The organism is Lysinibacillus sp. NPDC092081, assembly GCF_044755845.1.
Taxonomy (GTDB): domain Bacteria; phylum Bacillota; class Bacilli; order Bacillales_A; family Planococcaceae; genus Lysinibacillus.
Window position 1 is genome coordinate 58320 of sequence record NZ_JBIVRU010000017.1, and the last position, 24668, is coordinate 82987.

The 24668-nt window shown below is 35.6% G+C and carries 23 protein-coding genes and 1 pseudogene; 23 read left to right on the top strand and 1 reads right to left on the bottom strand.

The window, feature by feature from the left end:
* Positions 1–84: 84 nt before the first annotated feature.
* The 21 genes and pseudogenes from pseB (at position 85) to prfB (ending at position 21136) form a co-directional block, all read left to right on the top strand.
* Positions 85–1053, top strand: coding sequence for a UDP-N-acetylglucosamine 4,6-dehydratase (inverting) (gene pseB, locus ACIQLB_RS19530; RefSeq protein ID WP_400729638.1), 969 nt, complete (start codon positions 85–87; stop codon positions 1051–1053).
* Positions 1050–1931 carry a LicD family protein gene (locus tag ACIQLB_RS19535; RefSeq protein ID WP_400729556.1) on the top strand — a complete coding sequence of 294 codons (882 nt, stop codon included), beginning with the start codon at positions 1050–1052 and terminating at the stop codon, positions 1929–1931. The genes pseB and ACIQLB_RS19535 overlap by 4 nt, the downstream gene beginning before the upstream one ends.
* 1 nt (position 1932) lies before the next feature.
* Positions 1933–3072 (top strand): glycosyltransferase, encoded by a 1140-nt coding sequence (locus ACIQLB_RS19540; RefSeq protein ID WP_400729641.1) that lies wholly within the window; start codon positions 1933–1935, stop codon positions 3070–3072.
* A 426-nt stretch (positions 3073–3498) separates the two neighbouring features.
* Positions 3499–4434 carry an ATP-grasp domain-containing protein gene (locus ACIQLB_RS19545; RefSeq protein ID WP_400729559.1) on the top strand — a complete coding sequence of 312 codons (936 nt, stop codon included), beginning with the start codon at positions 3499–3501 and terminating at the stop codon, positions 4432–4434.
* On the top strand, positions 4431–5132 hold the full coding sequence (locus tag ACIQLB_RS19550; RefSeq protein ID WP_400729561.1) for an HAD family hydrolase: 702 nt from the start codon (positions 4431–4433) through the stop codon (positions 5130–5132). Before ACIQLB_RS19545 ends, ACIQLB_RS19550 begins: the two co-directional genes overlap by 4 nt.
* On the top strand, positions 5129–5851 hold the full coding sequence (locus tag ACIQLB_RS19555) for a cytidylyltransferase domain-containing protein (protein ID WP_400729564.1): 723 nt from the start codon (positions 5129–5131) through the stop codon (positions 5849–5851). Before ACIQLB_RS19550 ends, ACIQLB_RS19555 begins: the two co-directional genes overlap by 4 nt.
* On the top strand, positions 5851–6816 hold the full coding sequence (gene pseG / locus ACIQLB_RS19560; RefSeq protein ID WP_400729567.1) for a UDP-2,4-diacetamido-2,4,6-trideoxy-beta-L-altropyranose hydrolase: 966 nt from the start codon (positions 5851–5853) through the stop codon (positions 6814–6816). The genes ACIQLB_RS19555 and pseG overlap by 1 nt, the downstream gene beginning before the upstream one ends.
* Positions 6813–7862: a pseudaminic acid synthase gene (gene pseI / locus ACIQLB_RS19565; RefSeq protein ID WP_400729570.1), complete on the top strand. Its 1050-nt coding sequence runs from the start codon at positions 6813–6815 to the stop codon at positions 7860–7862. Before pseG ends, pseI begins: the two co-directional genes overlap by 4 nt.
* Positions 7862–8785 (top strand): LicD family protein, encoded by a 924-nt coding sequence (locus tag ACIQLB_RS19570; RefSeq protein ID WP_400729573.1) that lies wholly within the window; start codon positions 7862–7864, stop codon positions 8783–8785. Before pseI ends, ACIQLB_RS19570 begins: the two co-directional genes overlap by 1 nt.
* A gap of 25 nt (positions 8786–8810) precedes the next feature.
* A complete protein-coding gene (pseC, locus tag ACIQLB_RS19575) occupies positions 8811–9941 on the top strand; it encodes a UDP-4-amino-4,6-dideoxy-N-acetyl-beta-L-altrosamine transaminase (protein WP_400729576.1) in 1131 nt (376 codons plus the stop codon).
* A gap of 10 nt (positions 9942–9951) precedes the next feature.
* Complete coding sequence (locus ACIQLB_RS19580) at positions 9952–10596, top strand: class I SAM-dependent methyltransferase (protein ID WP_400729578.1); 645 nt, start codon at positions 9952–9954, stop codon at positions 10594–10596.
* A 1-nt stretch (position 10597) separates the two neighbouring features.
* Positions 10598–10906 (top strand): annotated as a pseudogene (locus tag ACIQLB_RS19585) (isocitrate lyase/phosphoenolpyruvate mutase family protein); the annotation flags it as partial.
* A 340-nt stretch (positions 10907–11246) separates the two neighbouring features.
* Positions 11247–11633 carry a flagellar protein FlaG gene (locus ACIQLB_RS19590; RefSeq protein ID WP_400729581.1) on the top strand — a complete coding sequence of 129 codons (387 nt, stop codon included), beginning with the start codon at positions 11247–11249 and terminating at the stop codon, positions 11631–11633.
* Positions 11634–11658: 25 nt separating this feature from the next.
* Complete coding sequence (fliD, locus tag ACIQLB_RS19595; protein ID WP_400729584.1) at positions 11659–13959, top strand: flagellar filament capping protein FliD; 2301 nt, start codon at positions 11659–11661, stop codon at positions 13957–13959.
* Between the two features lie 48 nt (positions 13960–14007).
* Entirely contained in the window at positions 14008–14367 is a 360-nt protein-coding gene (gene fliT / locus ACIQLB_RS19600) for a flagellar protein FliT (protein WP_400729587.1), read from the top strand.
* A 76-nt stretch (positions 14368–14443) separates the two neighbouring features.
* Positions 14444–14854 carry a flagellar export chaperone FliS gene (gene fliS / locus ACIQLB_RS19605; RefSeq protein ID WP_400729590.1) on the top strand — a complete coding sequence of 137 codons (411 nt, stop codon included), beginning with the start codon at positions 14444–14446 and terminating at the stop codon, positions 14852–14854.
* Between the two features lie 212 nt (positions 14855–15066).
* The gene (locus ACIQLB_RS19610) at positions 15067–15450 is read left to right on the top strand and encodes a PilZ domain-containing protein (protein WP_400729593.1); all 384 of its coding nucleotides are present in this window, start codon (positions 15067–15069) and stop codon (positions 15448–15450) included.
* A 182-nt stretch (positions 15451–15632) separates the two neighbouring features.
* Positions 15633–16184, top strand: a complete 552-nt coding sequence (gene hpf, locus ACIQLB_RS19615) for a ribosome hibernation-promoting factor, HPF/YfiA family (protein WP_400729596.1) — start codon at positions 15633–15635, stop codon at positions 16182–16184.
* A 213-nt stretch (positions 16185–16397) separates the two neighbouring features.
* On the top strand, positions 16398–18908 hold the full coding sequence (gene secA / locus ACIQLB_RS19620; protein ID WP_400729599.1) for a preprotein translocase subunit SecA: 2511 nt from the start codon (positions 16398–16400) through the stop codon (positions 18906–18908).
* 388 nt (positions 18909–19296) lie between these two features.
* Positions 19297–19842, top strand: a complete 546-nt coding sequence (locus ACIQLB_RS19625) for a competence protein ComK (RefSeq protein ID WP_400729602.1) — start codon at positions 19297–19299, stop codon at positions 19840–19842.
* Positions 19843–20031: 189 nt separating this feature from the next.
* Positions 20032–21136 (top strand): peptide chain release factor 2 gene (prfB, locus tag ACIQLB_RS19630; RefSeq protein WP_400729605.1). Its coding sequence is split into 2 segments (ribosomal slippage): positions 20032–20106 and positions 20108–21136, totalling 1104 coding nucleotides; the frame shifts between segments, so codons are not numbered across the junction.
* 70 nt (positions 21137–21206) lie between these two features.
* On the opposite strand, the gene ACIQLB_RS19635 is transcribed toward prfB, so the two are convergent.
* Positions 21207–21716, bottom strand: a complete 510-nt coding sequence (locus ACIQLB_RS19635) for a competence protein ComK (protein WP_400729608.1) — start codon at positions 21714–21716, stop codon at positions 21207–21209.
* 227 nt (positions 21717–21943) lie between these two features.
* Between ACIQLB_RS19635 and ACIQLB_RS19640 the strand changes: the two genes are divergently transcribed.
* Complete coding sequence (locus tag ACIQLB_RS19640) at positions 21944–22186, top strand: IDEAL domain-containing protein (RefSeq protein WP_400729611.1); 243 nt, start codon at positions 21944–21946, stop codon at positions 22184–22186.
* A 502-nt stretch (positions 22187–22688) separates the two neighbouring features.
* Positions 22689–24668 carry an excinuclease ABC subunit UvrB gene (gene uvrB, locus ACIQLB_RS19645; RefSeq protein WP_400729614.1) on the top strand — a complete coding sequence of 660 codons (1980 nt, stop codon included), beginning with the start codon at positions 22689–22691 and terminating at the stop codon, positions 24666–24668.

Here is a 24668-nt window from a genome sequence, read left to right on the forward strand (position 1 = left end):
TCATAGGCTTTTTGGTGTGAAAAAAAAGAAGTAGCATCCGATATAATATAAAGAGATACATAAGTGAGGAGAACGTTTATGAATATGTTAAAAGATAAAGTTGTTTTAGTAACAGGAGGTACGGGATCGTTTGGTAAAAAATTTACCCGAAAAGCATTAGAACTTGGTGTGAAAAAAATTATTGTATTTAGCCGTGATGAACTAAAACAATATGAAATGAAGCAGCAGTTTCAAGATAATCGCGTTCGTTTCTTTATCGGTGATGTTCGCGATAAGGAACGTTTAAATCGCGCATTTGATGGTGTAGATATCGTTATTCATGCTGCAGCAATGAAACATGTTGATGCTTGTGAATACAATCCATTTGAAGCTATTAAAACAAATATTCATGGGGCACAAAATATTATTGAAGCTGCAATTGATAGCGGTGTGGAAAGGATTATTGCTTTAAGTACAGATAAGGCTTGTAGTCCAGTAAATTTATATGGAGCTACTAAATTAGCTTCAGATAAACTATTTGTTGCAGCAAATGCATATACAGGGGCAAAAAAGACTATGTTCTCGGTTGTGCGTTACGGAAACGTAGTTGGTAGTCGAGGAAGTGTAGTACCTTTTTTTAAAAAAATTCGTGAAACAGGTACAGTACCTATTACAGATGAGCGTATGACACGTTTTTGGATAACTTTAGATCAAGGTGTGCAATTTGTTATAGATAGTCTTGAACGTATGCATGGTGGCGAAGTCTTTGTGCCAAAAATACCAAGTATGAATATCATGGATTTAGCTAAGGCTATTGCACCTGATTGTAAATATGAGATTATCGGTATTCGTCCAGGTGAAAAATTACACGAAGCCATGATCATGGAAGATGATGCACGTCATACTGTCGAATTTGATAGTTACTATGTTATTCAACCAGAATTCCCTTGGTGGTCGAAAAGCTTTGCTGAAGGTGGTAGGAAATTACCTGAAGGCTTTTCATATACAAGTGATAAGAATATAGATTGGCTAGACAAAAACGAATTATTAAAAGTATTGGGGTATTTAGTATGAAGAAAATTTTACTTTATGGAGCAGGGAGTGGATTGCAAAATTTTTTCGAACATTATAAAGGAAATGATATAGAAATACTAGGGATAATAGATGCGTCTCGAGAAAAATGGGGAATGAAAATTCAGGGGAATTTAATAAAGAGCCCAGATGTAGTTCGTGAGTTTAACTATGATGAGATATGGATCACTAGTATGTTTGTAAAAGAAATTAAAGAGAAGTTATTAAGTTTAGGTGTCGAACCAGAGAAAATCTGTGCAGTACCAAAAAATTTAATTGTTCAGCAAATGTATCCGTTTGAAAATACTATAGTTAGAGAAGCAGCTATTGAAATTTTATTTAACCTTACAGATATCTTTAACCAGCATAATGTGAATTATTTTATTGATGCGGGCACTTTATTAGGAATTATAAGAGAACAAGATTTAATAAAATGGGATAATGATATAGATTTATGTATTCCATTTGATGATGTTGAAAAAGTGCAACAAATCCTTAAGAAAAATTTATTCCAAACACCTATTGATACAAAAGTAAAAATAAAAGAAAGATATGATTCAAAAAATAGCTTAATATGTTTCGAACTGATGTTTTGTATGAATAATATCGAATTTGAAATGAGTATTGGCATCCTACGATTTGAAAATGATACAGCTTACACTATTTTAAATGTAGTTAATCAAAAGCATTTCATAACGGGCGAGGAATTAATGTTTAAAGGTAAAAAGCTAAGAGTACCTAATAAGCCTTTAGAATATTTGACTACGATGTATGGTAATTGGAGGATTCCAAAGAGAGATTCAACTTTTGAAGACTTTAATAGTCATACCTCATTCAATAGTAAAGAATATAAGAACCATTATTATATCGATATTAAGTAAGATGGAGGAGAGTAATATATCTACAGTAAGTATTATTTTACCTGTTTATAATAGTGAGTTATTTGTGCAACAAGCAATTGAAAGTGTACTAAAACAAACATATACACAAATTGAGCTTATTATAATAGACGACGGATCAACAGATAACACTAAACGTATATTATGTGAATATGAATCTAATCCTAAAGTTCATATAATATCACTCGAAAAAAATAGTGGAGTAAGTGTAGCTAGAAACATTGGGATTCAAGAAGCAAAAGGAGAGTACATAGCCTTTATAGATGCTGATGATTTATTTATGCCAAATAAAGTAGAAGAACAGGTTAATGTATTCAAACAAAATCCATCAATTGATTTTGTATTTAATGACATAATGGTAATAGACCATAATAATAATAAAGTGAACGAATTACAATCTTATTTCCAGCCTAAGAATATTTTATTAGAATTATGTTTTCGTCAAATAATACCTGCCCCAGCCTGTATTATGGTGAAGCGAGATTTTATTAATAGATTTAATATAATGTTTAATAAAGATTTTAAGTATGCTGAAGATTATGATTTTACTTTCCAGCTTTTTTTACAAGGGAAACACTTTTATTTAAAGGAAAGCCTATATTTATGGAGAAGGCATATTAATAATACTTCTAATAACATAATTTCAACTAGAAAAATAGAAAATTCAATTGTAATAAAATATTTAAAATATATCGATGTAAAGAAGGATGAAGATTTATCTACATATGGAAAAATACTTTATAAAATTGAAAAGTATGATGAATCTCGAAATGTGTTTTTAGAGGTAATAAAAAAAAGCTTAAATCAGGATATGGCATACTTCTACTTAGGGAATATAGAATTTTATAAACAGCAGTATCGACAAGCGTTGCAGTATTACACTTCTGTGGACAAAAAAAGTAAATTTGCAGCAGAAACTTTAAATAATTCAGCTTGTATTTATATAATATTGCATCAGCATGATGAAGCAGTAAAGAAATTAAACATTGCTTTATCAAAAAGAAGTAATTATATAGATGCTCAATTTAATTTATTTAATTTAGATGCTAAAAATTTAAAATTCACTAATAGGGAGCTAAGACCTGAGTTATTAAACTATGTAAGTGAAGAGGATATAAAATGAAGTGATTTTTTATTATCTAGACAGAGTTAGTTATGTATAGTGCATCAAAGATTTTTAAAATTCATTCCAACATCGCGAAAAAAGTGACTTCTGACTCAAATACAGAAGTCAGTAAAAGCATTCAACAACTTCTTTATCGAATCGTTTCATCTGACACTAAAAAAATGAAGAAGTATATCGCTCACGGTACATGGATTTTCAAACAGCTGGTGCCGCAACCTAAACGAGTTATTAACAATCTAATCCAAAAATATTTTGTATGGCAACTCCTCATCTATTTCGCTCTACATGGGATGTGGAATAATCCATTTAGGATATTGCCCTTTAAGTGGAATGTATCCGGAAACTTTATTAATTATAGATATTATTATATAGCTTCGATCGTTTAACAGAATTATGGGGAAATATGAAACGTGAGGGATTATTATGAATGGCGCAATCTTAATTTTAAGCTCCTCTAATAAAATACCTTTAATAGAGGTTTTAAGAGAAACTGTACCGCAAATGAAGTTAATAGGAGGAGATGTGTCGTCTGAAGTCCTTAGTCAATATTTTGTAGACGAGTTTTGGAAAATGCCGTACCTCCAAAATATGGAATGTGAGGATTTTATTTTATACTGCAAACAACAAAATATAAGATATGTAATACCAACAAGAGAAGGCGAATTAGAACATTTTGCAAGATGGAAACCGCTACTAAATCAAGAAGGAATTCAAATAATGATTTCACCATTAGAAGGAATTCTGTATACATCAGATAAAATATTATTTGCCCAAAAGTTAATAGCAAATGGTTATCCAGCAATCTCCACTAGCCATACTTTTAATGATTTACATACAGAATGCTTTGTGATAAAAGAACGTTTTGGAGCAGGTTCTAAAAATTTATATATTAAAGTGATGTCAAAAGATTTAGAGACATTTAGTAAGAAATTAATAGACCCTATATTTCAGCCTTATATTGAAGGGACGGAATATAGTGTTGATGTATATGTAATGCAGAACGGAAGAGCGAAAGGCGCAGTGGTTAGAGAACGAATATTTGTAGTAAATGGTGAATCACAGATTACTGAAATAGCGAAAAAGCCTCGTTTGGAAATTTTAGCAATGCAAGTAGCGGAAACTTTAAATTTGTCTGGGCATATAATGTTTCAAATTATAGAGGATTTGGAAGGTAATCCACATATTATAGAATGTAATGCGCGTTTTGGAGGAGCATCAACATTGAGTGTTAAAGCAGGGCTGGATAGCTTTAATTGGTTTATTAAAGAAGCAGATGGAGGGTCCCTTGAAAATTTATCTTTTGATCCTGTGCAAAGACCATTAAAACAAATAAGGTATGCAAAGGACTTGATATTGTGAAGTATGTAGTTGTATTTGATATGGATGATACTTTATATGAGGAACTTACATATGTGAAAAGTGGGTTTAAAGCTGTTGCTGATTTTCTAAATGAGGAATTTACGATCGATATTAACGAATCATATACTTTTATGTGTGACAGACTTCTCCAAGATGGAAGAGGTAGTATTTTCAATGCATTATTAGAATATTATGAGGTCTATACACCAGACCTTGTAAAAAAATGTGTTGATGTGTATCGTTATCACCAACCTACAATTAAACTTCAAGCTGAAATGATTAACCTGTTAAATAGCCTAAAGAATTATCCTTTATATGTCGTTACGGATGGTTTTGTACCTACACAGGAAAAGAAAATACAAGCTTTAGGGTTATCAAACTTTATGAAAAAGTCTATTACAAGCTATTCTTTAGGAAGTGATAAGGGAAAACCATCACCTTATTGGTTTAAGCAAATTGTTCATTGGGAAAAAGCTGAACCAACACAAGTTGTTTATATTGGAGATAATGCTAACAAGGATTTTGTAGGTATTAAGCCTTTAGGTTTTCATACAATTAGAGTTAAAACAGGTGAGTATAAAGACCAAGTGCCTTCTGATTTACATGAGGCAGAGTATGTTATTGAATGTTTAAGAGAATTACCACATGTTTTAAAGAAAATATGGCAAGATTTTCGAATAGAAGGTGAATTAAAGTGATGGTTATAACAATTATTCAAGCAAGAGTAGGCTCTACCAGACTACCAGGAAAAGTTTTGAAGCCTTTAGGTGATACAGATGTACTTAGTTATGTCGTAGATCGTTGTCGCAAAATTGAAGGTGTTAGCGAGGTAATAGTAGCTACGTCTACATTACCGCAAGATAGTGCAATTGTTAATTGGTGTGAGCAACATCAGGTTGCCTATTTCTGTGGCTCAGAACAAAATGTACTTTCTCGTTACGTTGAAGCAGCGGAGCCATACCAAACCGATTATATTATGCGTGTTACTTCCGATTGTCCTTTTGTAGATTATGAATTAGCAACAGATATGGTTAAAGCTATTAAAGAAAATCCTGTAGAGATAGTTGATATTGCTAAGCCTTTACCACGAGGCTTAGCTGTTGAAATTATTTCATATGACGCTTTAAAGCGAATTAATAATGGAAAAACAGAAGAACGTCATCGTGAGCATGTAACTTATTATGCTTATGAATATAAAAATCAATTTACACGCATTAGTTATGAGCCAAGTATACTGATTCAAGAGCCTCAATTGCGTATTACATTAGATACTAAAGATGATTATGAATTATGCCAGGCTGTTGCAAACCATTTTAATAATCAATATGTATCGAGTGCAGAAGTAGTACGGTTTTTGAAAGACAATACAAAAATTGCTGAGATAAATGCTCATATTGAACAAAAGCCGGTGGTGTAATGAAGAAAGTAATAATTGTAGCGGATGCGTCGACTGCTATTGGTAGCGGTCATGTGATGCGTTGTTTGACTATTGCGCATAGCCTAGTAAAACAGCAGTGTGAGGTCAAATTTCTAATGAATGATTTGCCTGGAAATTTAATTGAATTTGTTGAAAAAGAAGGCTTTATTAATATTTCCTCTTATGAAAATGCAGATTTATATATTATAGATCACTATGAAATGGGTGCCGCGCAAGAGCGATTAATACGTAAGTTTGCGAAAAAAATCATGATTATCGATGACCTTGCCAATCGTGAGCACGATTGTGATCTACTATTAGACCAAAATGTTATTCCTCATTATGAAACAAGATACGATTCACTTGTTAATGAAAATTGTATGAAATTACTAGGACCAAAATATTTAATAACGCGTAAGGAATTCATTCAAGCTCGTTATCAGAGAAATATAGTAGATGTGCAACGTGTTCTTGTTTTTATGGGAGGCTCCGATCCTTCAGCTGAAACATTAAAGGTTTTAGAAGCATTAAGGGGTTTTTATTTTTCTCATATTGACGTAGTGGTCGGAAACGGAAACATTCATAAAGAAGAGATTAAGCAGATTTGTGAAGGACGAGGCTATTATTATCATCAACAAATTAATTACATGGCCGATCTTATGAGTAAAGCCGATTTTTCTTTAGGAGCAGGCGGGGCAACGGCATGGGAGCGTTGTTATGTTGGTTTACCATCAGCGTGTACAATTGTAGCAGAGAATCAGCGTATAGGTACTATGTATGCAGCAGATTTGGGAGCTTGCGTTAACCTAGGTTGGCATGAACAAGTGACAATCGAAACTTATCGAGACGTATTAAACAACTTATCTATGAATGAATTACAAACTATAAGTGATATAGGACATAAAATTACGGCAAATAATCAGCCAAACCCATGGCTAAATGAAATATTGGAGTTGATACGATGATTAGAATTGGAGAACGTGAAATAGGGCGTCATACAAGACCATTTATTATTGCAGAAATGTCAGGTAACCACAACCACTCCCTAGAGCGTGCATTAGCGTTAGTAGAGCTAGCTGCTAAAGCGGGGGTAGATGCATTAAAGCTACAAACGTATACAGCAGATACCATTACATTAGATGTGCATACTAACGAATTTTTTATCTCAAATGAGGAAAGTTTATGGAAAGGTCAGTCTTTGCATAAATTATATCAACAAGCTTATACACCATGGGAATGGCACGAGACGATATTTAATCGTGCTAAAGAGTTAGGCTTAATTGTGTTTAGCTCACCATTTGACGAAACAGCTGTTGATTTTTTAGAAACGTTAGATGTACCTGCTTATAAAATTGCATCGTTTGAAAATGTTGATATTCCATTAATTAAAAAGGTGGCTCGCACAGGAAAACCGATGATTATTTCAACAGGTATGGCAAGTGCCGCTGAATTAGATGAGGCTGTACGTGCTGCCCGAGAAGAAGGAAATGACCAAATCATTTTATTAAAATGTACAAGTACATATCCAGCAACACCAGAAAATTCAAATTTAGCAACCATTCCTCATATGCGTGAATTGTTTAATGTCGAGATGGGCTTGTCAGATCATACAATGGGTGTGGGCGTTTCCGTTGCGGCGGTAACGTTAGGTGCGACAGTTATCGAAAAACACTTTACAACATCACGAGAAGAAGGCGGTGTAGATGCAACCTTTTCAATGGAGCCTCATGAGCTAAAAATGTTAGTAGAAGAAACAGAACGCGCATGGCAATCTATGGGTGAAGTGAAATATGGTCCAACTGAAGCGGAAATAAAATCATATAATGACCGCCGGTCCCTTTACATTGGCGAAGATATGAAGGCAGGCGATGTCTTTACTAAAGAAAACTTGAGGGATGTACGTCCTGGGCTAGGCTTACCTACAAAGTATTATGAATTATTATTAGGGAAAACGATTAAACAGGATGCTAAAATGGGTACACCTGTAAGTTGGGAGTTAGTAATTAATTAATGATGAAAAAAGCAAATAAAGAAAGAGTATTAGTTTATGGAGCAGGATCAGGTGGAGAAAATTATTTAAAGAATCAAATTGATTATGAGGTTATATATGTTAGTGATGGGAATTCAGAAAAATGGGGACAGGTTGTCTATGAAAAAACGGTAATACCACCAGATATAATAAAAGAAAAGTTAACAGCTGGAGAGTTTTCAAAAATTATAATTGCTAGCATGTTTTATTTGGAAATTAAGGAAGAGTTAATTCGAAAATATAATATTTCTTCAGAGTTAATTGAAGGAGCACCCAAAAGACTGATTGTTAGAGACGCTATTACTTTTGAAAATCCTATCAAATATGAATACGCTAAAAAAACATTAATTTATCTGTTAACAAAACTCAATAATTATAAAATAAATTACTATTTAGATTTCGGAACTCTGTTGGGCTTTAAAAGAGATGGGGACTTTATACCTTGGGATGATGATATTGATTTATCTATATCTAGAAAGTATATAAGCGAATTATTAGAGTTTATTAAAGAGATAGTTCCAGATATGAATGCAAAAATTAATGGAGATTGGCATGTAGATTTGATTAAAGATAAAGATTCTAAAATAGTGGAGATAAAACTTAAGCCTACAGCATATATCAATGAAGCATGCTATGTCTCGGTGGATTTTTATATTTGGGATGAAAAAGGAAATGAAGTATTCAATAGAATCAATTCAGCTAATATAAAGCATTTCGGTGGAGTAGAGTGTATAGGCGTTTTTGGAATAAATGCGAATGTTTATCATGAGGTGGAAGAATATCTTTCTACAACATATGGAGAGTGGGAAAAACCTAATCCCAACATGAGTTTTGGAGAACATAATCATAAAGGCAGATTTAATAGTACTAGTCTTAAACAGGAAATAAATACTCGTTTTATATAAATGAAAATAAATAGAGGAGAATAATATGCGGCGTTTATTAACTTATGGTCACCAAGCTATTGATGAGGAGGATATTCAAGCAGTAGTGGATGTATTGCGTTCTCCTTTTTTAACGACAGGTCCCAAAATCGAAGAGTTTGAACAAACTATAGCTGATTATGTTGGTACAAAGTATGCGGTAGCATTTTCAAACGGCACAGCCGCATTACATGGGGCATGCTATGCAGCAGGAGTCGGTGAAGGAGATGAGGTTATCACTTCCCCGATTACATTTGCGGCAAGTGCAAATTGTGTACGTTACATGAATGGTACTGTTGTTTTTGCTGATATTAATGAGAAGACATATAACATTGACGTTAAAGAAATTGAAAAAAATATTACATCAAGGACAAAAGCCATTATTCCAGTTGATTTTACGGGTCAACCAGCAGATATGGATCCGATTATGGATCTTGCCAAAAAGCATAATTTAATTGTGATTGAAGATGGTGCACATTCGCTTGGTGCTACATATAACGGTCGTAAAGTAGGCACACTTGCTGATATGACGATGTTTAGCTTTCACCCTGTAAAGCCTGTTACTACAGCTGAGGGTGGTGTCATTGTTACAGACAGTGAGGAATACTATAAAAAAATGTTGAAATTCCGCAGTCATGGTATTGAGCAAACACCATATGCGCAGGAACAAGGTGATTGGTATTACGAGATGACCGACCTTGGCTACAATTATCGAATGACAGATTTACAAGCTGGATTAGGTATTTCTCAGATGAAAAAGCTTGATAAGTTTATTGCTAAACGTCGTGAGCTTGCGGCAATGTATAACAAGCTATTTGAGGATGTAAAAGGTATCACAGTACCTTATAATTTGCCTAATACAGAATCAGGATGGCATTTATATTCAGTACAGTTGCCTGAACATGTTAATCGTAAAGAAGTATTTAAAGCCATGCGAGAAGCGAATATTGGTGTGCACGTGCATTACATTCCTGTTTACTGGCATCCTTATTATCAGCAATTGGGTTATCAAAAAGGACTGTGTCCGAAGGCGGAGAAATGGTATGAATATGCTTTGACATTGCCTTTACATATTTTAATTACTGAATCAGATCAATTATTAGTAATAAAACAAATAAATAAATTAGTTAATTTTTAAAGGAGCCTTTATGTATAAAAATAGAAATTATTGGAATGAGTTTTATTCAGAAAAAAATTCAAATATAGAATCTTCTTCATTTAGTCGAAGTGAGTTTGTAGTAGGATATTCACCAGAAGAATATTTAATTTTAGAGTTGGGATGTGGGGAAGGAGCTGATAGTAGATATTTTGCAAGCAGAGGTTTTGAAGTTATAGGAGTCGATGGTTCAGAAACGGCTATTGCAAAAAATAAAGAGATAACGTCCCCTAACCTGTCTTTTAAATGCGTAAATTTATCAGAGAAAGAGGAATTAGCTAGGCTGTTAATGGATGTTAATGATAAGTTACAAAAAAATAATAAAAAATTATTATTGTATACTCGCTTTTTTTTCCATGCTATTACAGAGCAAGTAGAAAGTTTAATAATAGAATCCTTGTTAAAAGTTATAAAACAGGATTTCGATTTGATAAGTGAGTTTAGGACAAAAGAAGATTATCAACTATATAAGGTTCACGATAATCACTATAGAAGATATATAGATACAAATATTTTTATAAAAAAAATGTTAGAAAATCATTTTTCTATATATCGACTAGTTAAAGGGCGGGGTCTTTCAGTTTATCATGGTGAAGATCCTTATTTGTGTAGAATAATATTTAAAAAAGAGGTTTAATATGAAACTAAAGAAGTTATTATTATCAAATAGTACACAATTTTTAATGGAAGCCCATAATGGTCTCTCAGCAAAAATTGTTGAAAATGCAGGATTAAAGGGCATTTGGGCGAGTGGTTTATCAATTTCTGCTTCACTTGGTGTGCGTGACAACAATGAAGCCTCTTGGACCCAGGTTTTAGACGTAGTTGAATTTATGAGCGACGCTGTAGATATCCCAATCTTGCTTGATGGAGATACAGGTTATGGTAACTTTAACAATATGCGTCGCCTTGTCCGCAAATTAGAGCAAATGAATTTGATTTGTGTATAATGAAAATAAATCCAATTAATGCGATGGATGAGCAATGAATTCGACAATTAATTTAACATACCTTCTTTTTTACAAGATGTAAGGAGGGGTGGAATATCCTGGATTTAATACACAGGAACGCATGTTTGTCATAATGGTGAGTTAAATCAATCCTAGGAGTATAAGACTAGAAATAATATTATTTATAATATTTTTCGATTTTTACCCTAAGAACGCCATTATAACTATAAGAATTTCAGTTTTTTATTCATGATTTATGGAAAAACTGAAATTCTTTTTTTTTTATCCGATATTATCTCTAGTAACGCTTGTAAGAGAATCAAGGGGGATGGGAAACATGCGTATATCAGAAAATACTAATATGGATGCAAAGGCGATAATCCAAACGGGTATTAAAAATAAACCAGCAGTTGAGGGGGAAACGAATCAAGGTAGTGAAGTTTCAATAATACCTACATCTAAAGTTGAACAAGTCCAATTACTTGAAAATGCTGAGGAAACTAAGGCTAAAGTTCAACAAGCTGTAAATACAATGAATCAAATGTTAGAAGCTACACACAGCGCAGCAAAGTTTGTATATCATGAAGGGTTAGAACGATATTATGTGACGGTGGTTGACCAAGATACCGAGGAGGTAGTAAAAGAAATACCTCCCAAAAAGCTATTGGACGCATTTTATGAGATGCAGAAAATGCTTGGTATGATTGTAGACAAGAAAATATAAAAATATTAATGAGGAGGAAAAGAGTATGGTAACAAGAATTGGCGGTTTAGCGTCTGGTATGGATATTGATTCACTTGTAGAGAAATTAATGAAGGCAGAACGTATGCCTTTGAATAAAGCTTTTCAACAAAAACAAATATTAGAATGGAAACGTGATGCATATCGCAATGTGAATGCAAAGTTAAAAACATTTGATACTTTCTTATTAGATAAAATGATTCTTTCAGGAAAAATGAATCAAAAAACAGCAACGTCATCAAATGAAAATTTAGTATCAGTAAAAGCTACTGCAGGAGCAACTGGTAATATTACAATTGGTGGTGTATCACAATTAGCTTCTGCAGCTCAAACTGTAGGTAACCAGACGCCATATACAGGTACTTCGAAAGTAAGTGAGCTAAATTTAAGTGAAAATTCGATTTCTATCCAATCAATTGGTAAGGATGGTAGATTAACGGCAGAGGCAACAAAAATTAATTTTAATAACGATATGACCATCAATGATTTAGTAAAAACAATTAACAATAGTGGTGCAGGTGTTACTGCTTTATTTGAAGGTGGAAAATTATCCTTAACTGCCAAAAACACAGGTAGTGAAAAAAGTGGACAAGGTGAAATTGTTGTTACAGGCGGATTGGAAGTATTTAGTAAACTAGGCTTCGGATCAACAGATGGCAAATTGGCTAGCAATGGTAAGAATGCTATGTTTGAAGTGAACGGTATTCAAACAGAGCGTTCATCTAACACTTTTATGATTTCAGGTTATGAAATGACATTAAAAGATACTTTTAATGCTGGTGACGTTGCTTTAAAACAATATGAGGCAGCACAAAAAGAGCTTAAAAATGCACAAGATGCTATGACAGGGCCAAATGGGCTTACTCAAAAGTACATTGATGCTGCGAATCATTACTTTGGTACTTCTTTTTCTACGATAGATGAATTGAAAAATGCTACATTACCTCCTAGCACATTTAAGACAGATTATGATACTGCATACAATGGTAAATTTGCTTCAACTTTAACTGAGCATGAGCAATCAGTTTACAAAGATTTTGCTGATAAAAATCGTATTGCGAATTTAAGTGATAATGATATTGATGCTATTAAAAATAATGATTTCGATACACTAAGAGCGATGAGCCAATTCAGCGTTTACAGTGATGCAGATTTAGCAAGACTGAAAGATAATGCAGGTAGCCTTGAGAATTTCCGCAATCAAGCGAATAAAGAAGCGGATGAGAGACTTTATAAAGCAACAAATAAAAATTTACTTACAAATGATGAGGCAATTACGTTTTTAAATAGCATGAACGGTAAGACAACAGAAGAAATTACAACTGCTATTAATGAGCTTGCAGACGGCTCCTTAAAAACCATGCTGAAAGATACAAAGGTAGAACAATTACAGTTCCTTTCACAGGATTCCACTAGACTAACTGAGTTTAAGGATATTGCGACAAAGCAAGTTACTTATGAAAAAGAAAAAGCAAGTTATGATAGTGCAAAAAACAACTATGCAGCTGGCTTGCAACGTGAAAAAGATGCGGAGCAAGCTTATGCTAATGCTGAAGCAGTAAAGAACAATACGCCAACAGGTGGTTCGACAGTACCCACAGTCACAATGCAAGCTACTACTGATACAAAGGCTGCAAAGGAACAAATCAAGGAGTTTGTTGAAAAATATAACGAAATGATTGATGAGTTTAATAAACAGCTAAAAGAAAGTAAATATCGTGATTATGCACCACTAACAGCTGAGCAGCGTAAAGATATGAGTGAAAATGAGCAAAAGCTTTGGGATGAAAAAGCGAAGAGTGGTTTATTGCGTAGTGATTCAATTATGCGAGATGGAATGGCAAAAATGCGCGAAACATTTATGGGTAGTGTTGCAGGCCTAGGAGATAAATTCATGGATTCTTTAGCTGAAATTGGTATTACTACATCTAAAGATATGAAAAATAATGGTAAGCTTGTTATTGCTGATGAAGATAAACTAGATGCTGCATTAGAAAAAGACCCAGACCAAGTGTTTAAAATGTTCTCTCAAACTGGTAGTGTTACTGCAGCAGGAGATAGTCGTGGAATTGCGTGGCGTTTACGCGATGAAATGAAAAAAATGACAACTCAAATTGAGAAACAGGCGGGGAAAGAAGGAGCTGTTAACAATACATTTAGTTTGGGTATTGCGATTAATGAATCTGATACGCGTATGACGAAATTACAAGCTAAACTAAGAGATGTCGAAGCTCGATACTGGAAGCAATTCACAGCTATGGAGCAAGCAATCAATAAAGCAAACCAGCAATCGAGTATGTTCTCATAAGGTTAAGGTTTTAGCGGTCGTTACTAATTAGCAAAGTAGGAGAAAATTATGCAACTAATAGAACAGCTATTGCAGGCGTCAGCTAATTTATTTAAACTTTTGGGTGACATTCCAAAAGGTGAAGAGCGCGATGAATATATTGATAATATCAACAGTTTGTTAGACAAGCGTGGAAAGATTATTGAAGGTTTGGTTCAAGAAGGCTTTCAATTCGACGAACAGAATCGCATTCATCGAACGTTACTTGAATTAGATAATGGGATAAAAGAACGATTGGCTGCTGTCATGAGCGCCGTAAAGCAGGATATGGCAAACCTACAAAAAACGAAAAAAAGTGAAGGACAATACTTCGATCCATATTCGAATGTTCGTGTGATGGATGGTATGTATTATGACAAAAAGAATTAACATTTACCTATTAGCTTTTCTTCGTTAAATGGTTTAAACTAGTAAAAAAGTAACCTTTCAAAGGAGTTGTCCTTTATTGGCAGCAAATTTAACAGCGCAAAATGCGTACAAACAAAATAGTGTTACAACTGCTTCCCCTGGTGAGCTGACGTTAATGCTTTATAATGGTTGTTTAAAGTTCCTGCATAAAGCAAAACATGCCATTCAAGAAAAAAATGTCGAGGATAAAAATACAAATCTTATCAAAGCACAAGCAATTATTAGCGAGCTGATGGCGACATTAAATATGGACATCGAAATATCAAAAAATATGTTTGCTCTCTATGAATATATGAATCGCCGTTTAGTCGAAGCAAATATTCAAAGTGATGTCGCTATTATTGAAGAAGTTGAGGGATTAGTGACGGAATTCCGTGATACATGGAAGGAAGTAATTCGCATCAATCGACAGCAGCAATTCGGTCAGGGAAACACAGGACAAATTTAGACAACATCGAGACCATCGATTCGTGATGGTCTCTTTTCTTTGCGACAAATACGAGACACGGACATTTATGTCATACGAAAGGCGACGGTTTAATTAGTCATAAAATAGGTCTTTATCCTGCGATATATGTTACTTATTCCCTCTAGATGAAAAACATGCATCGTGTCATAATCAAGCTAAATAGATGTTTAGAATAGTATTGGAGTGGGTAGATGATATTTAAACGCCAAGAAGGTTTTCGATTTAAGTTCGATGAGCCTGTTAAAATGACTTTTGCAATATATGAGGATGGTAGAGTCAATCAAGCGCAAACAGCAATGGCTGACTTGCTTGATATTAGTCCACGCGGTTTGAAGATGTTTACTGAGGTGGATTTAGGTGCCAATCCTCGTCCTTTGGATTTACGCTTTGTTCTTGATACAAGAGAGGTACGAGCTTATGGAGAAGTCATTTGGAGCCGTCCTTTTGGTAATGGCAAGCAGTATGGTGTGAATTTCAATAATCAAGAGTCAGTTGAAGATTTGATTGTCGAAGAGTTAAAGCTACGCCGAAGAAAAGAAGCAGAAGAGGCAAAACTAAATAATATTCATTCGTAAAGTGAAACATTCATCAGTGGGGGATGGATTTTGTTCATCCCTTGCCTAACTTCTTTTGCTTTCGCCTATACTGCCCATTATTGCAGGAATAAATTTTTTTGTGAAAAAAAGAATTATTTTAGAGGAATTTCACACACTTGTGTAGAAATATATAGTATAGCAGTTATAAAGGAGGAGTTTACATGTTAAACTTTAACATTCGTGGTGAAAATATTGAGGTAACTCCAGCTATTCGAGAGTATGTTGAAAACAAAATCGAGAAAGTTGAACGTTATTTTAACGAAGATGTTAACGCCAACGCTAACGTAAATTTAAAGGTTTATAATGACAAGCAAACTAAAGTGGAAGTTACAATTCCAATGAAGAACTTAACTCTTCGTGCAGAAGAGCGTCATAATGATATGTATGCTGCGGTTGACTTAATCGTTGATAAATTAGAACGTCAAATCCGTAAGCATAAAACAAAGGTAAACCGTAAATTCCGTGAGCGCGAAGGTACAGGCCTTTATTTTGCTACTTCTCAAGCAGCAGCTGATGCAGTAACAGAGGACGAAGAATATTCTATTGTTCGCACAAAGCAATTTGATCTAAAACCGATGGATCAAGAAGAAGCTGTTTTACAAATGAATATGCTAGGGCATGATTTCTATATCTTTACAGATGCAGAATCAAACGGCACAAATATTGTCTACAAACGCAAAGACGGTAAATACGGCTTAATTGAAACAACTTAAACTTTATTATGTACAAGGGCTCTCGCGAAAAGCGGGAGCCTTTTTTATCTTCATTCAGTGGAAATTACTACCTATATACGTGGTGGGATGAATGCTGGTATATCTTTTCACTAAATTGATATGATTTCTTTTCATGCTAAGGACTCTGTTTGCATGAATCTGTTATACAATGGTAAAATGATAGTTGAGACTATATAGGAAGTGAAAAAATTCATGGCAAACCTATTAAATAAATTATTTGATTTCAATAAACGTGAACTAAAAAAATTAGAAAAAATCGCTGACCAGGTTGAGGGATTCGCTTCTCAAATGGAACAGCTTTCAGATGATCAATTACAAGCGAAAACTGAAGAATTTAAAAAACGTTATGCCGACGGAGAGCATTTAGACTCGATTCGTGCGGAAGCTTTTGCCGTTTGTCGTGAAGGGTCAAAACGTGTGTTAGAGATGTACCCATTCCGTGTGCAAATTATGGGTGCTGCGGCATTAGATGAAGGTAATATTGCGGAAATGAAAACTGGTGAAGGTAAAACGTTAACGGCTACGATGTCTGTTTACCTAAATGCCATTACTGGTAAAGGCGTACACGTTGTGACAGTCAATGAATATTTAGCGAGTCGTGATGCTGAGGAAATGGGACATCTGTATAATTTCTTAGGCTTAACGGTTGGTTTAAATTTGAACAGCCTGACAAAAGAAGAAAAGCGTGCAGCCTATGAAGCTGATATTACGTATGGTACAAACAATGAGCTTGGCTTTGACTATTTACGTGATAATATGGTGCTTTATAAAGAAGAACGTGTACAACGTCCGTTACATTATGCGGTAATCGATGAGGTTGACTCGATTTTAATTGATGAAGCGCGTACGCCATTAATTATTTCGGGTCAGGCTGGGAAATCAGCGCAGCTTTATAAACAGTCTAATGCGTTTTGTCGTATGCTAAGTGCGGAAACGGATTACACATATGAAGAGTCAACAAAAGGTGTTACGTTAACAGATGCTGGTGTTGAAAAAGCAGAGAAAGCATTTGGCGTCGATAACCTATTTGATTTAACACATGTACGTTTAAACCATGCGATTAACCAATCGTTAAAGGCACACGTAAGTATGCATAATGATGTTGATTATGTTGTTCAGGATGGAGAAATTGTTATTGTTGACGGCTTTACAGGTCGTTTAATGAAAGGTCGTCGTTACTCGGATGGACTGCATCAGGCGATCGAGGCCAAAGAGGGCGTAGAGATTCAAAATGAATCGATGACGATGGCGACAATTACATTCCAAAACTACTTCCGTATGTATCAAAAGCTTGCAGGTATGACAGGTACAGCGAAAACAGAAGAAGAGGAATTCCGTAATATTTATAATATGAGTGTTGTGGCGATCCCAACGAATAAGCCGATAGCTCGTGATGACCGTCCAGACTTAATTTTTGCTTCGATGGATGGAAAATATAAAGCGGTGGCGGCAGATATTGCAGAGCGCCATAAAGCAGGACAACCTGTTCTTGTTGGTACTGTCGCCATTGAAACGTCTGAAATAATTTCGAATTTATTGGATAAACATAAAATCCCACATAACGTATTAAACGCGAAAAACCATGAGCGTGAAGCCGAAATTATTGCGAATGCTGGTATGCAGGGTGCAGTAACAATCGCTACGAACATGGCTGGCCGTGGTACAGACATTAAGCCTGGAGAAGGTGTAATGGAGCTTGGCGGTTTAGCGGTAATTGGTACGGAGCGTCATGAATCTCGTCGTATCGATAATCAGTTGCGTGGTCGTTCTGGTCGTCAAGGGAACCCAGGGATTACTCAATTCTATCTGTCACTAGAAGATGAATTAATGCGTCGTTTTGGCTCTGATAATATGAAATCCATGATGATGAAATTAGGAATGGACGATTCACAGCCACTACAATCTAAAGTTGTTTCAAGAGCAGTAGAATCAGCTCAAAAACGTGTTGAAGGTAATAACTTCGATGCTCGTAAACGTCTATTACAATATGATGATGTGCTACGTCAGCAACGTGAGATTATTTATAAAGAGCGTTACGATGTATTAGAAACAGAAAATATGCGTGTGCTTGTTGAGTCTATGATTCAAGAAACGATCGACAACGTTGTCGCATTGTATACACAAGGTGAGCAAAAGGATTGGCACTTAAAAGCAATTGATGACTATGTTGCAGCAAACCTATTAGATGAAGGCGATCTGAAGGTGGAAGATTTCCAAGGTAAATCCGCAGAAGAGATTAACCAGCTAATTTCTAACGCTGTTCAAGTACGTTATGATGAAAAAGAAGAACAGCTTACGCCAGAACGTATGCGTGAATTTGAAAAGGTTATCTTATTACGTTCAATTGATACGAAGTGGATTGATCATATCGATGCTATGGATCAGCTACGTCAAGGTATCCATCTTCGTGCTTATGGTCAAAATGACCCGCTTCGTGAGTATCAACAAGAGGGCTTTGCTATGTTTGAGGATATGGTCGCTTCCATTCGCGAAGATGTAGCAAAATATGCGATGAAGGCAGAAATCCATCATAATTTAGAGCGTGAGGAAGTTGCAAAAGGTCAAGCTGTTAATCCGAAAGAGGATGGCGGTTCAGCTCCGAAAAAACAACCTGTCCGTAAGGCTGAAAATGTCGGACGTAATGATTTATGTCCGTGCGGAAGCGGTAAGAAATTTAAAAACTGCCATGGTGCAGCTCAATAAGTTAACGATTATGAAAAAGATCATTTTAACTGAATGTTAAAATGGTCTTTTTCTATGTTTTGATAGAGAGCTTAAATCTGTTGGGATATTAGAAAATTCAGAAAAAGATACATAATACTACAACAATAGGTAAATAGTTCAATAAAAAGGGTAATGTTTATAACTTTTTTCTGATTTATTATGAGTATATACGAATAGTATGAAAATTTTGAAAATTCAAACTTATTTTCTTTAGATAAGGGGATGATTCATGTGTGGATATAAAAATCCTCGAGAATAGGAGTCCTGGTAAGACCTTCTCGAGGAAATACATTGGAGTATACCAATATATTTATTAGTATACTCCTCTTTACTAGAAAAAATAAATATTATTTTAAGGAGGATTAACATGCATTGTGATGACATTATGAGTAGTGAAACGATGCTGTATATACCGGAGTATGATGCCCATGGAAACTTGTGCACACGCGTAATAGAAAGGGATAACGAATATATTTCAAAATTAGCACCGACAAAATTAATGGATTATAATCTACGTTATTTTGGTTCAAGCTTAAGAGGGGCTTTCGATGGCTCGAAAATGATACTTGGCAAGTTGAATAAAAATCCCATAGTTGTTCATGAACGAAGTAATATTGTATGGTTTCCAAGTAAGTCTTATTTACGACCTGAATGTAAATGGTTTGCTGTTCATCATATCGAGGACTATCAAGCTGTAGATAATAAGCATACAAAAGTAGTTTTTATGAACGGCTATAAATTTAATGTGGATCTAAGTGTCAGAGCATTTGAATCCAGAATTCAAAGAGCGTTTTTACTAAAATATAAACTGGAGAAACGAATGAAGCATTTACTAGTTCAATATGATCAAGGTAGAGTATTCCGACAAATGGCGAACAACGTTATCTTTGAAGATGAAGCTGAAAATGATTGACACACTATACTGTATTGTAAAAAAGTATGTTTTCCGCCGTAAAAACGTTATAATAAAGAGATACGGGGCTTGAAAAAATGAAGTATGAGTATTTTAAAATCATTTTTTGTACTGATTTTTCTAAAAGCTTAGGTGGTTATCATAGAAGTGAAAAGATAGCCCCATTAATAATGTTCGGAGGATTTAACAATGATTGAATTAGCAGATGTACGTAACGCGTTAGACACTTCAGCCGGAAAATTGGCGGATTTTAGGGGGTCTCTTTGACTTAGAAAACAAAGAGGCACGCATTCAGGAATTAGATGAATTGATGCTTGAGCCAGGCTTTTGGGATGATCAGCAAGGCGCACAGGTAATCATTAATGAAAGCAATGGCTTAAAGGCAATTGTTAATGAATATAAAGATTTATTGGAAACACATGAGAACCTAGATATGACGCTAGAGCTATTGCGAGAAGAGCCTGATGAAGAATTGCATGAAGAGCTAGGCAATGAATTAGTAGAATTCCAGCAAAAAATGGGCGATTTTGAGCTACAATTACTATTAAGCGGTCCATACGATCAAAATAATGCGATTTTAGAGCTGCACCCAGGAGCAGGTGGTACGGAATCTCAGGATTGGGGCTCAATGCTGCTTCGTATGTACACACGCTGGGCGGAAAAACGTGGCTTTAAAGTCGAAACCGTTGATTATCTTCCAGGCGATGAAGCAGGTATTAAATCTGTAACATTGTCCATTAAGGGCCATAATGCTTACGGCTATTTGCAAGCAGAAAAAGGTGTCCATCGTTTAGTGCGTATTTCACCATTTGACTCTTCGGGTCGTCGTCATACATCATTCGTTTCTTGTGACGTTATGCCTGAATTCGATGACAATATTGAAATTGATATTCGTACAGAGGACTTAAAAATTGACACGTATCGTGCAACAGGTGCAGGTGGTCAGCATATTAATACGACAGATTCAGCTGTTCGTATTACGCACACTCCAACTGGTACTGTCGTACAATGTCAGGCAGAACGTTCACAAATTAAAAACCGTGAAAAAGCCATGACGATGTTAAAAGGGAAACTCTATCAATTAGAGATCGAAAAGCAGCAAGCACAGCTAGATGAAATCCGTGGTGAACAGAAGGAAATCGGCTGGGGCTCACAAATTCGTTCATATGTATTCCATCCATATTCAATGGTGAAGGATCATCGTACAAATGAAGAAACAGGTAATGTAGGAGCGGTGATGGATGGCGATGTAGATCCATTCATTAATGCATACTTACGTTCAAAAATCGGGTAATGAAAGCCCCTCAGAGGCACAGTAAAATTGTGCTTTTGAGGGGGTTTTTTAGTTCTGCGAAAAAATTCTATTAAAAAGGTGGATGATACGGAGTGTCTTGGCTAATCTCCTTCCGCTCATTCATGTAATGCTTATAGAGCATCGATGCATTGACAAATTGCTTACTAATCGAAGCATATTGAATAGGTAGTTCAATCTGTTTATTATTTTTCAGTGTGACGATACAGCCCATTTTACTCGGTACAATATTCGCAATGGCGTGAAGTCCAATCCAAATATTGTGGACAGAGTTTGGCGAATATGTTGGGAAAAAAATACATGGATAACCGTAATCATAAGCAACAACGATTGGAAGCTTATGCTGATTGCCGAAGAAGCGTTTGGCGGAATGTTTTGCTGCTTCATAGGTTGTTCCAAGTGAAATACAAGATTTTCGTAATATATGCATTGGCTTTCGTGTGACGATCAGTTCATTATGCTTATCAATTACCCGTGTGAAAATTTTAGAGTCGTACTGAATTGGCTGAAGTAAATAGGTGTTGAAAGATATTAAATATGCATTGACGTAGTTTGCTGACATATATGTAAGCCTCCTTTTTCTATTTATTATTGAAGTGTAAAACACAAATTTGAATTCAGAAAATATAGATAAAAGAAGAAAACCATTGCTGTTTTAAGCAAATGCTTAAAGAAATTACTAGAAACAGCAAGAGATTAATAGTAAATCGAAAGTGATTTTCAGTTCTTATGCATTGCATTTTAAATTCAATTTTCATATAATTTAGAAAAGGATCGAGGTGAGATTCGTTGGATAAATATTATTCGTATACAGATTTTCTAAAAGCCGTTGGTCAGTCAAAGAAAGTTGACGAGGCAGAGAAATTATTAAACGAGATTTATTTAGATTTATTTTTAAATCATATCCAGCGTAAGCATCGTGAAGAGCAGCTCATGGTTCTGATAGATAGAGCACTCGATGAAAAAGATGAAATGGCATTTCATCTATACGCAGCCGAACTAGTAGCTTTACACCAAGATGCAAGTGAATAATATGACGAGCCCGCTCTCCGCTTATTGGAGGGCGGGATTTTTTTGCTTTTTTATTTCCAAGATTGGTGATTGAATATCTTGAATTTGTTTAGGTTCTGATTGGATATATAGTAAGACGGGAATCGAAATTTCGTGGGATCTGAGCAGTTTTGAGCCTACCTGAGTAGTTCTATCGGCCACCGGATCAGTTCTATGACTAACCCGATCAGTTTTCAAGTTACCTGAGCAGTTCTATGGCCAACCCGATCACAATGCATAACCTCACCTGAGCGTTCGGTTATGCATTTACATCTTCCTATCTCGATTAGCTAACATTTGGAAAGGGTAATCTATTTATAGATAGGCTGTAATTGAATATTTTAGTACATATGTTCTATCAGAATCATCTTAAATATAACAAATGAAAAAATATTTACAAACATTCGTTCGTTAAATGTTCGAAATTTTAATAATGCTATGCTAAAATATATGTACAAATTGGAAGGAAAGGACGGGGACATGTGTGCAAACATTTGATTTACAAGCGCCATATACGCCTAATGGAGATCAGCCACAGGCAATTGCGGAATTAGTGGAGGGTGTACTTGCAGGTAAACGACATCAAACATTGCTCGGTGCAACAGGAACAGGAAAAACGTTTACGATTTCTAATGTCATTAAACAGGTAAAAAAACCGACACTTATTATGGCACACAATAAAACATTAGCTGGTCAATTATATAGTGAGTTTAAAGAGTTCTTCCCTAATAATGCAGTTGAATACTTTGTCAGCTACTATGATTACTTTCAGCCAGAGGCCTATGTACCGCAGACGGATACTTATATCGAGAAAGATTCAAGCATTAATGATGAAATTGATAAGTTGCGTCACTCTGCGACATCTTCATTATTCGAGCGTGATGATGTCATTATTATTGCATCCGTGTCCTGTATATATGGTCTAGGTTCTCCAGAAGAATATCGTGAAATGGTCGTGTCAGTGCGAACTGGAATGGAAATTGAACGTAATCAGTTGCTTCGAAAATTAGTCGATGTACAGTATGAGCGTAATGATGTGAGTTTTACACGTGGGACGTTTCGGGTACGTGGTGATGTAGTGGAAATATTCCCTGCATCCCGTGACGAACAATGTATCCGCGTGGAATTTTTTGGAGACGAGATCGATCGAATTCGCGAAGTGGATGCGTTAACTGGAGAAATACTAGCGGATCGTGATCATGTAGCTATTTTCCCAGCATCCCACTTCGTTACACGAGAAGAAAAAATGCGAAAAGCCATTGAAAATATTGAAAAAGAGTTGGAGGAGCGTCTAACACTTTTACGTGCAGAGAATAGATTATTGGAGGCACAACGTTTAGAGCAACGTACTCGTTATGATTTAGAAATGATGGGTGAAATGGGCTTTTGCTCAGGTATCGAAAACTACTCGCGTCATTTAACCTTGCGTGAAGCGGGAGCAACGCCATATACGCTACTTGACTATTTCCCTGATGATTTTTTACTTGTTGTTGATGAAAGTCACGTTACTTTGCCACAAGTTCGAGGGATGTATAACGGTGACCAAGCACGTAAAGGTGTGCTAGTTGAGCATGGCTTCCGTTTGCCATCTGCACTAGATAATCGCCCTTTACGTTTTGAAGAATATGAGAAACATATACATCAAGCTATTTATGTATCAGCAACACCTGGCCCGTATGAGCTTGAGCATACTCCGGAAATGGTGCAGCAAATTATTCGTCCAACAGGGCTGCTTGATCCACAAATTGACGTACGTCCTATTGAAGGGCAAATTGATGATTTAATCGATGAGATTCAAGGTCGTATTGCCCGTGATGAACGAGTGCTCGTTACAACATTGACGAAAAAAATGTCAGAGGATTTATCAGCTTATTTGAAAGAAATGGGCTTAAAGGTGGAGTACTTGCATTCGGAGATTAAGACGCTAGAGCGTATTGAAATTATTCGCGAGCTGCGCAAAGGTACTTATGATGTGCTAATCGGCATTAACTTATTGCGAGAAGGGCTTGATATTCCTGAGGTTTCCCTTGTGGCGATTTTAGATGCTGACAAGGAAGGATTTTTACGTTCAGAGCGTTCACTCATTCAAACAATTGGACGTGCGGCGCGTAATGCCAATGGCCATGTCATTATGTACGCAGATAATATGACGGATTCGATGAAAAAGGCGATTGAAGAAACGAAGCGTCGTCGAACAATGCAAATGGCGTATAACGAAGAGCATGGCATTACACCGAAAACGATTGTTAAGAAAATTCCTGATGTAATTCGTGCGACACAGGTGGCAGAGGAAGAAGAGTCTTATGTAACGAAGGCAACGAAAGGTAAGAAGCTGACGAAGGCGGAAAAAGAGCAGTTACTTGCTTCTCTAGAAGTAGAAATGAAGGAAGCAGCAAAAGCACTCGATTTCGAACGTGCTGCTGAGCTGCGCGATACAATATTTGAATTGAAGGTAGAAGGGTGA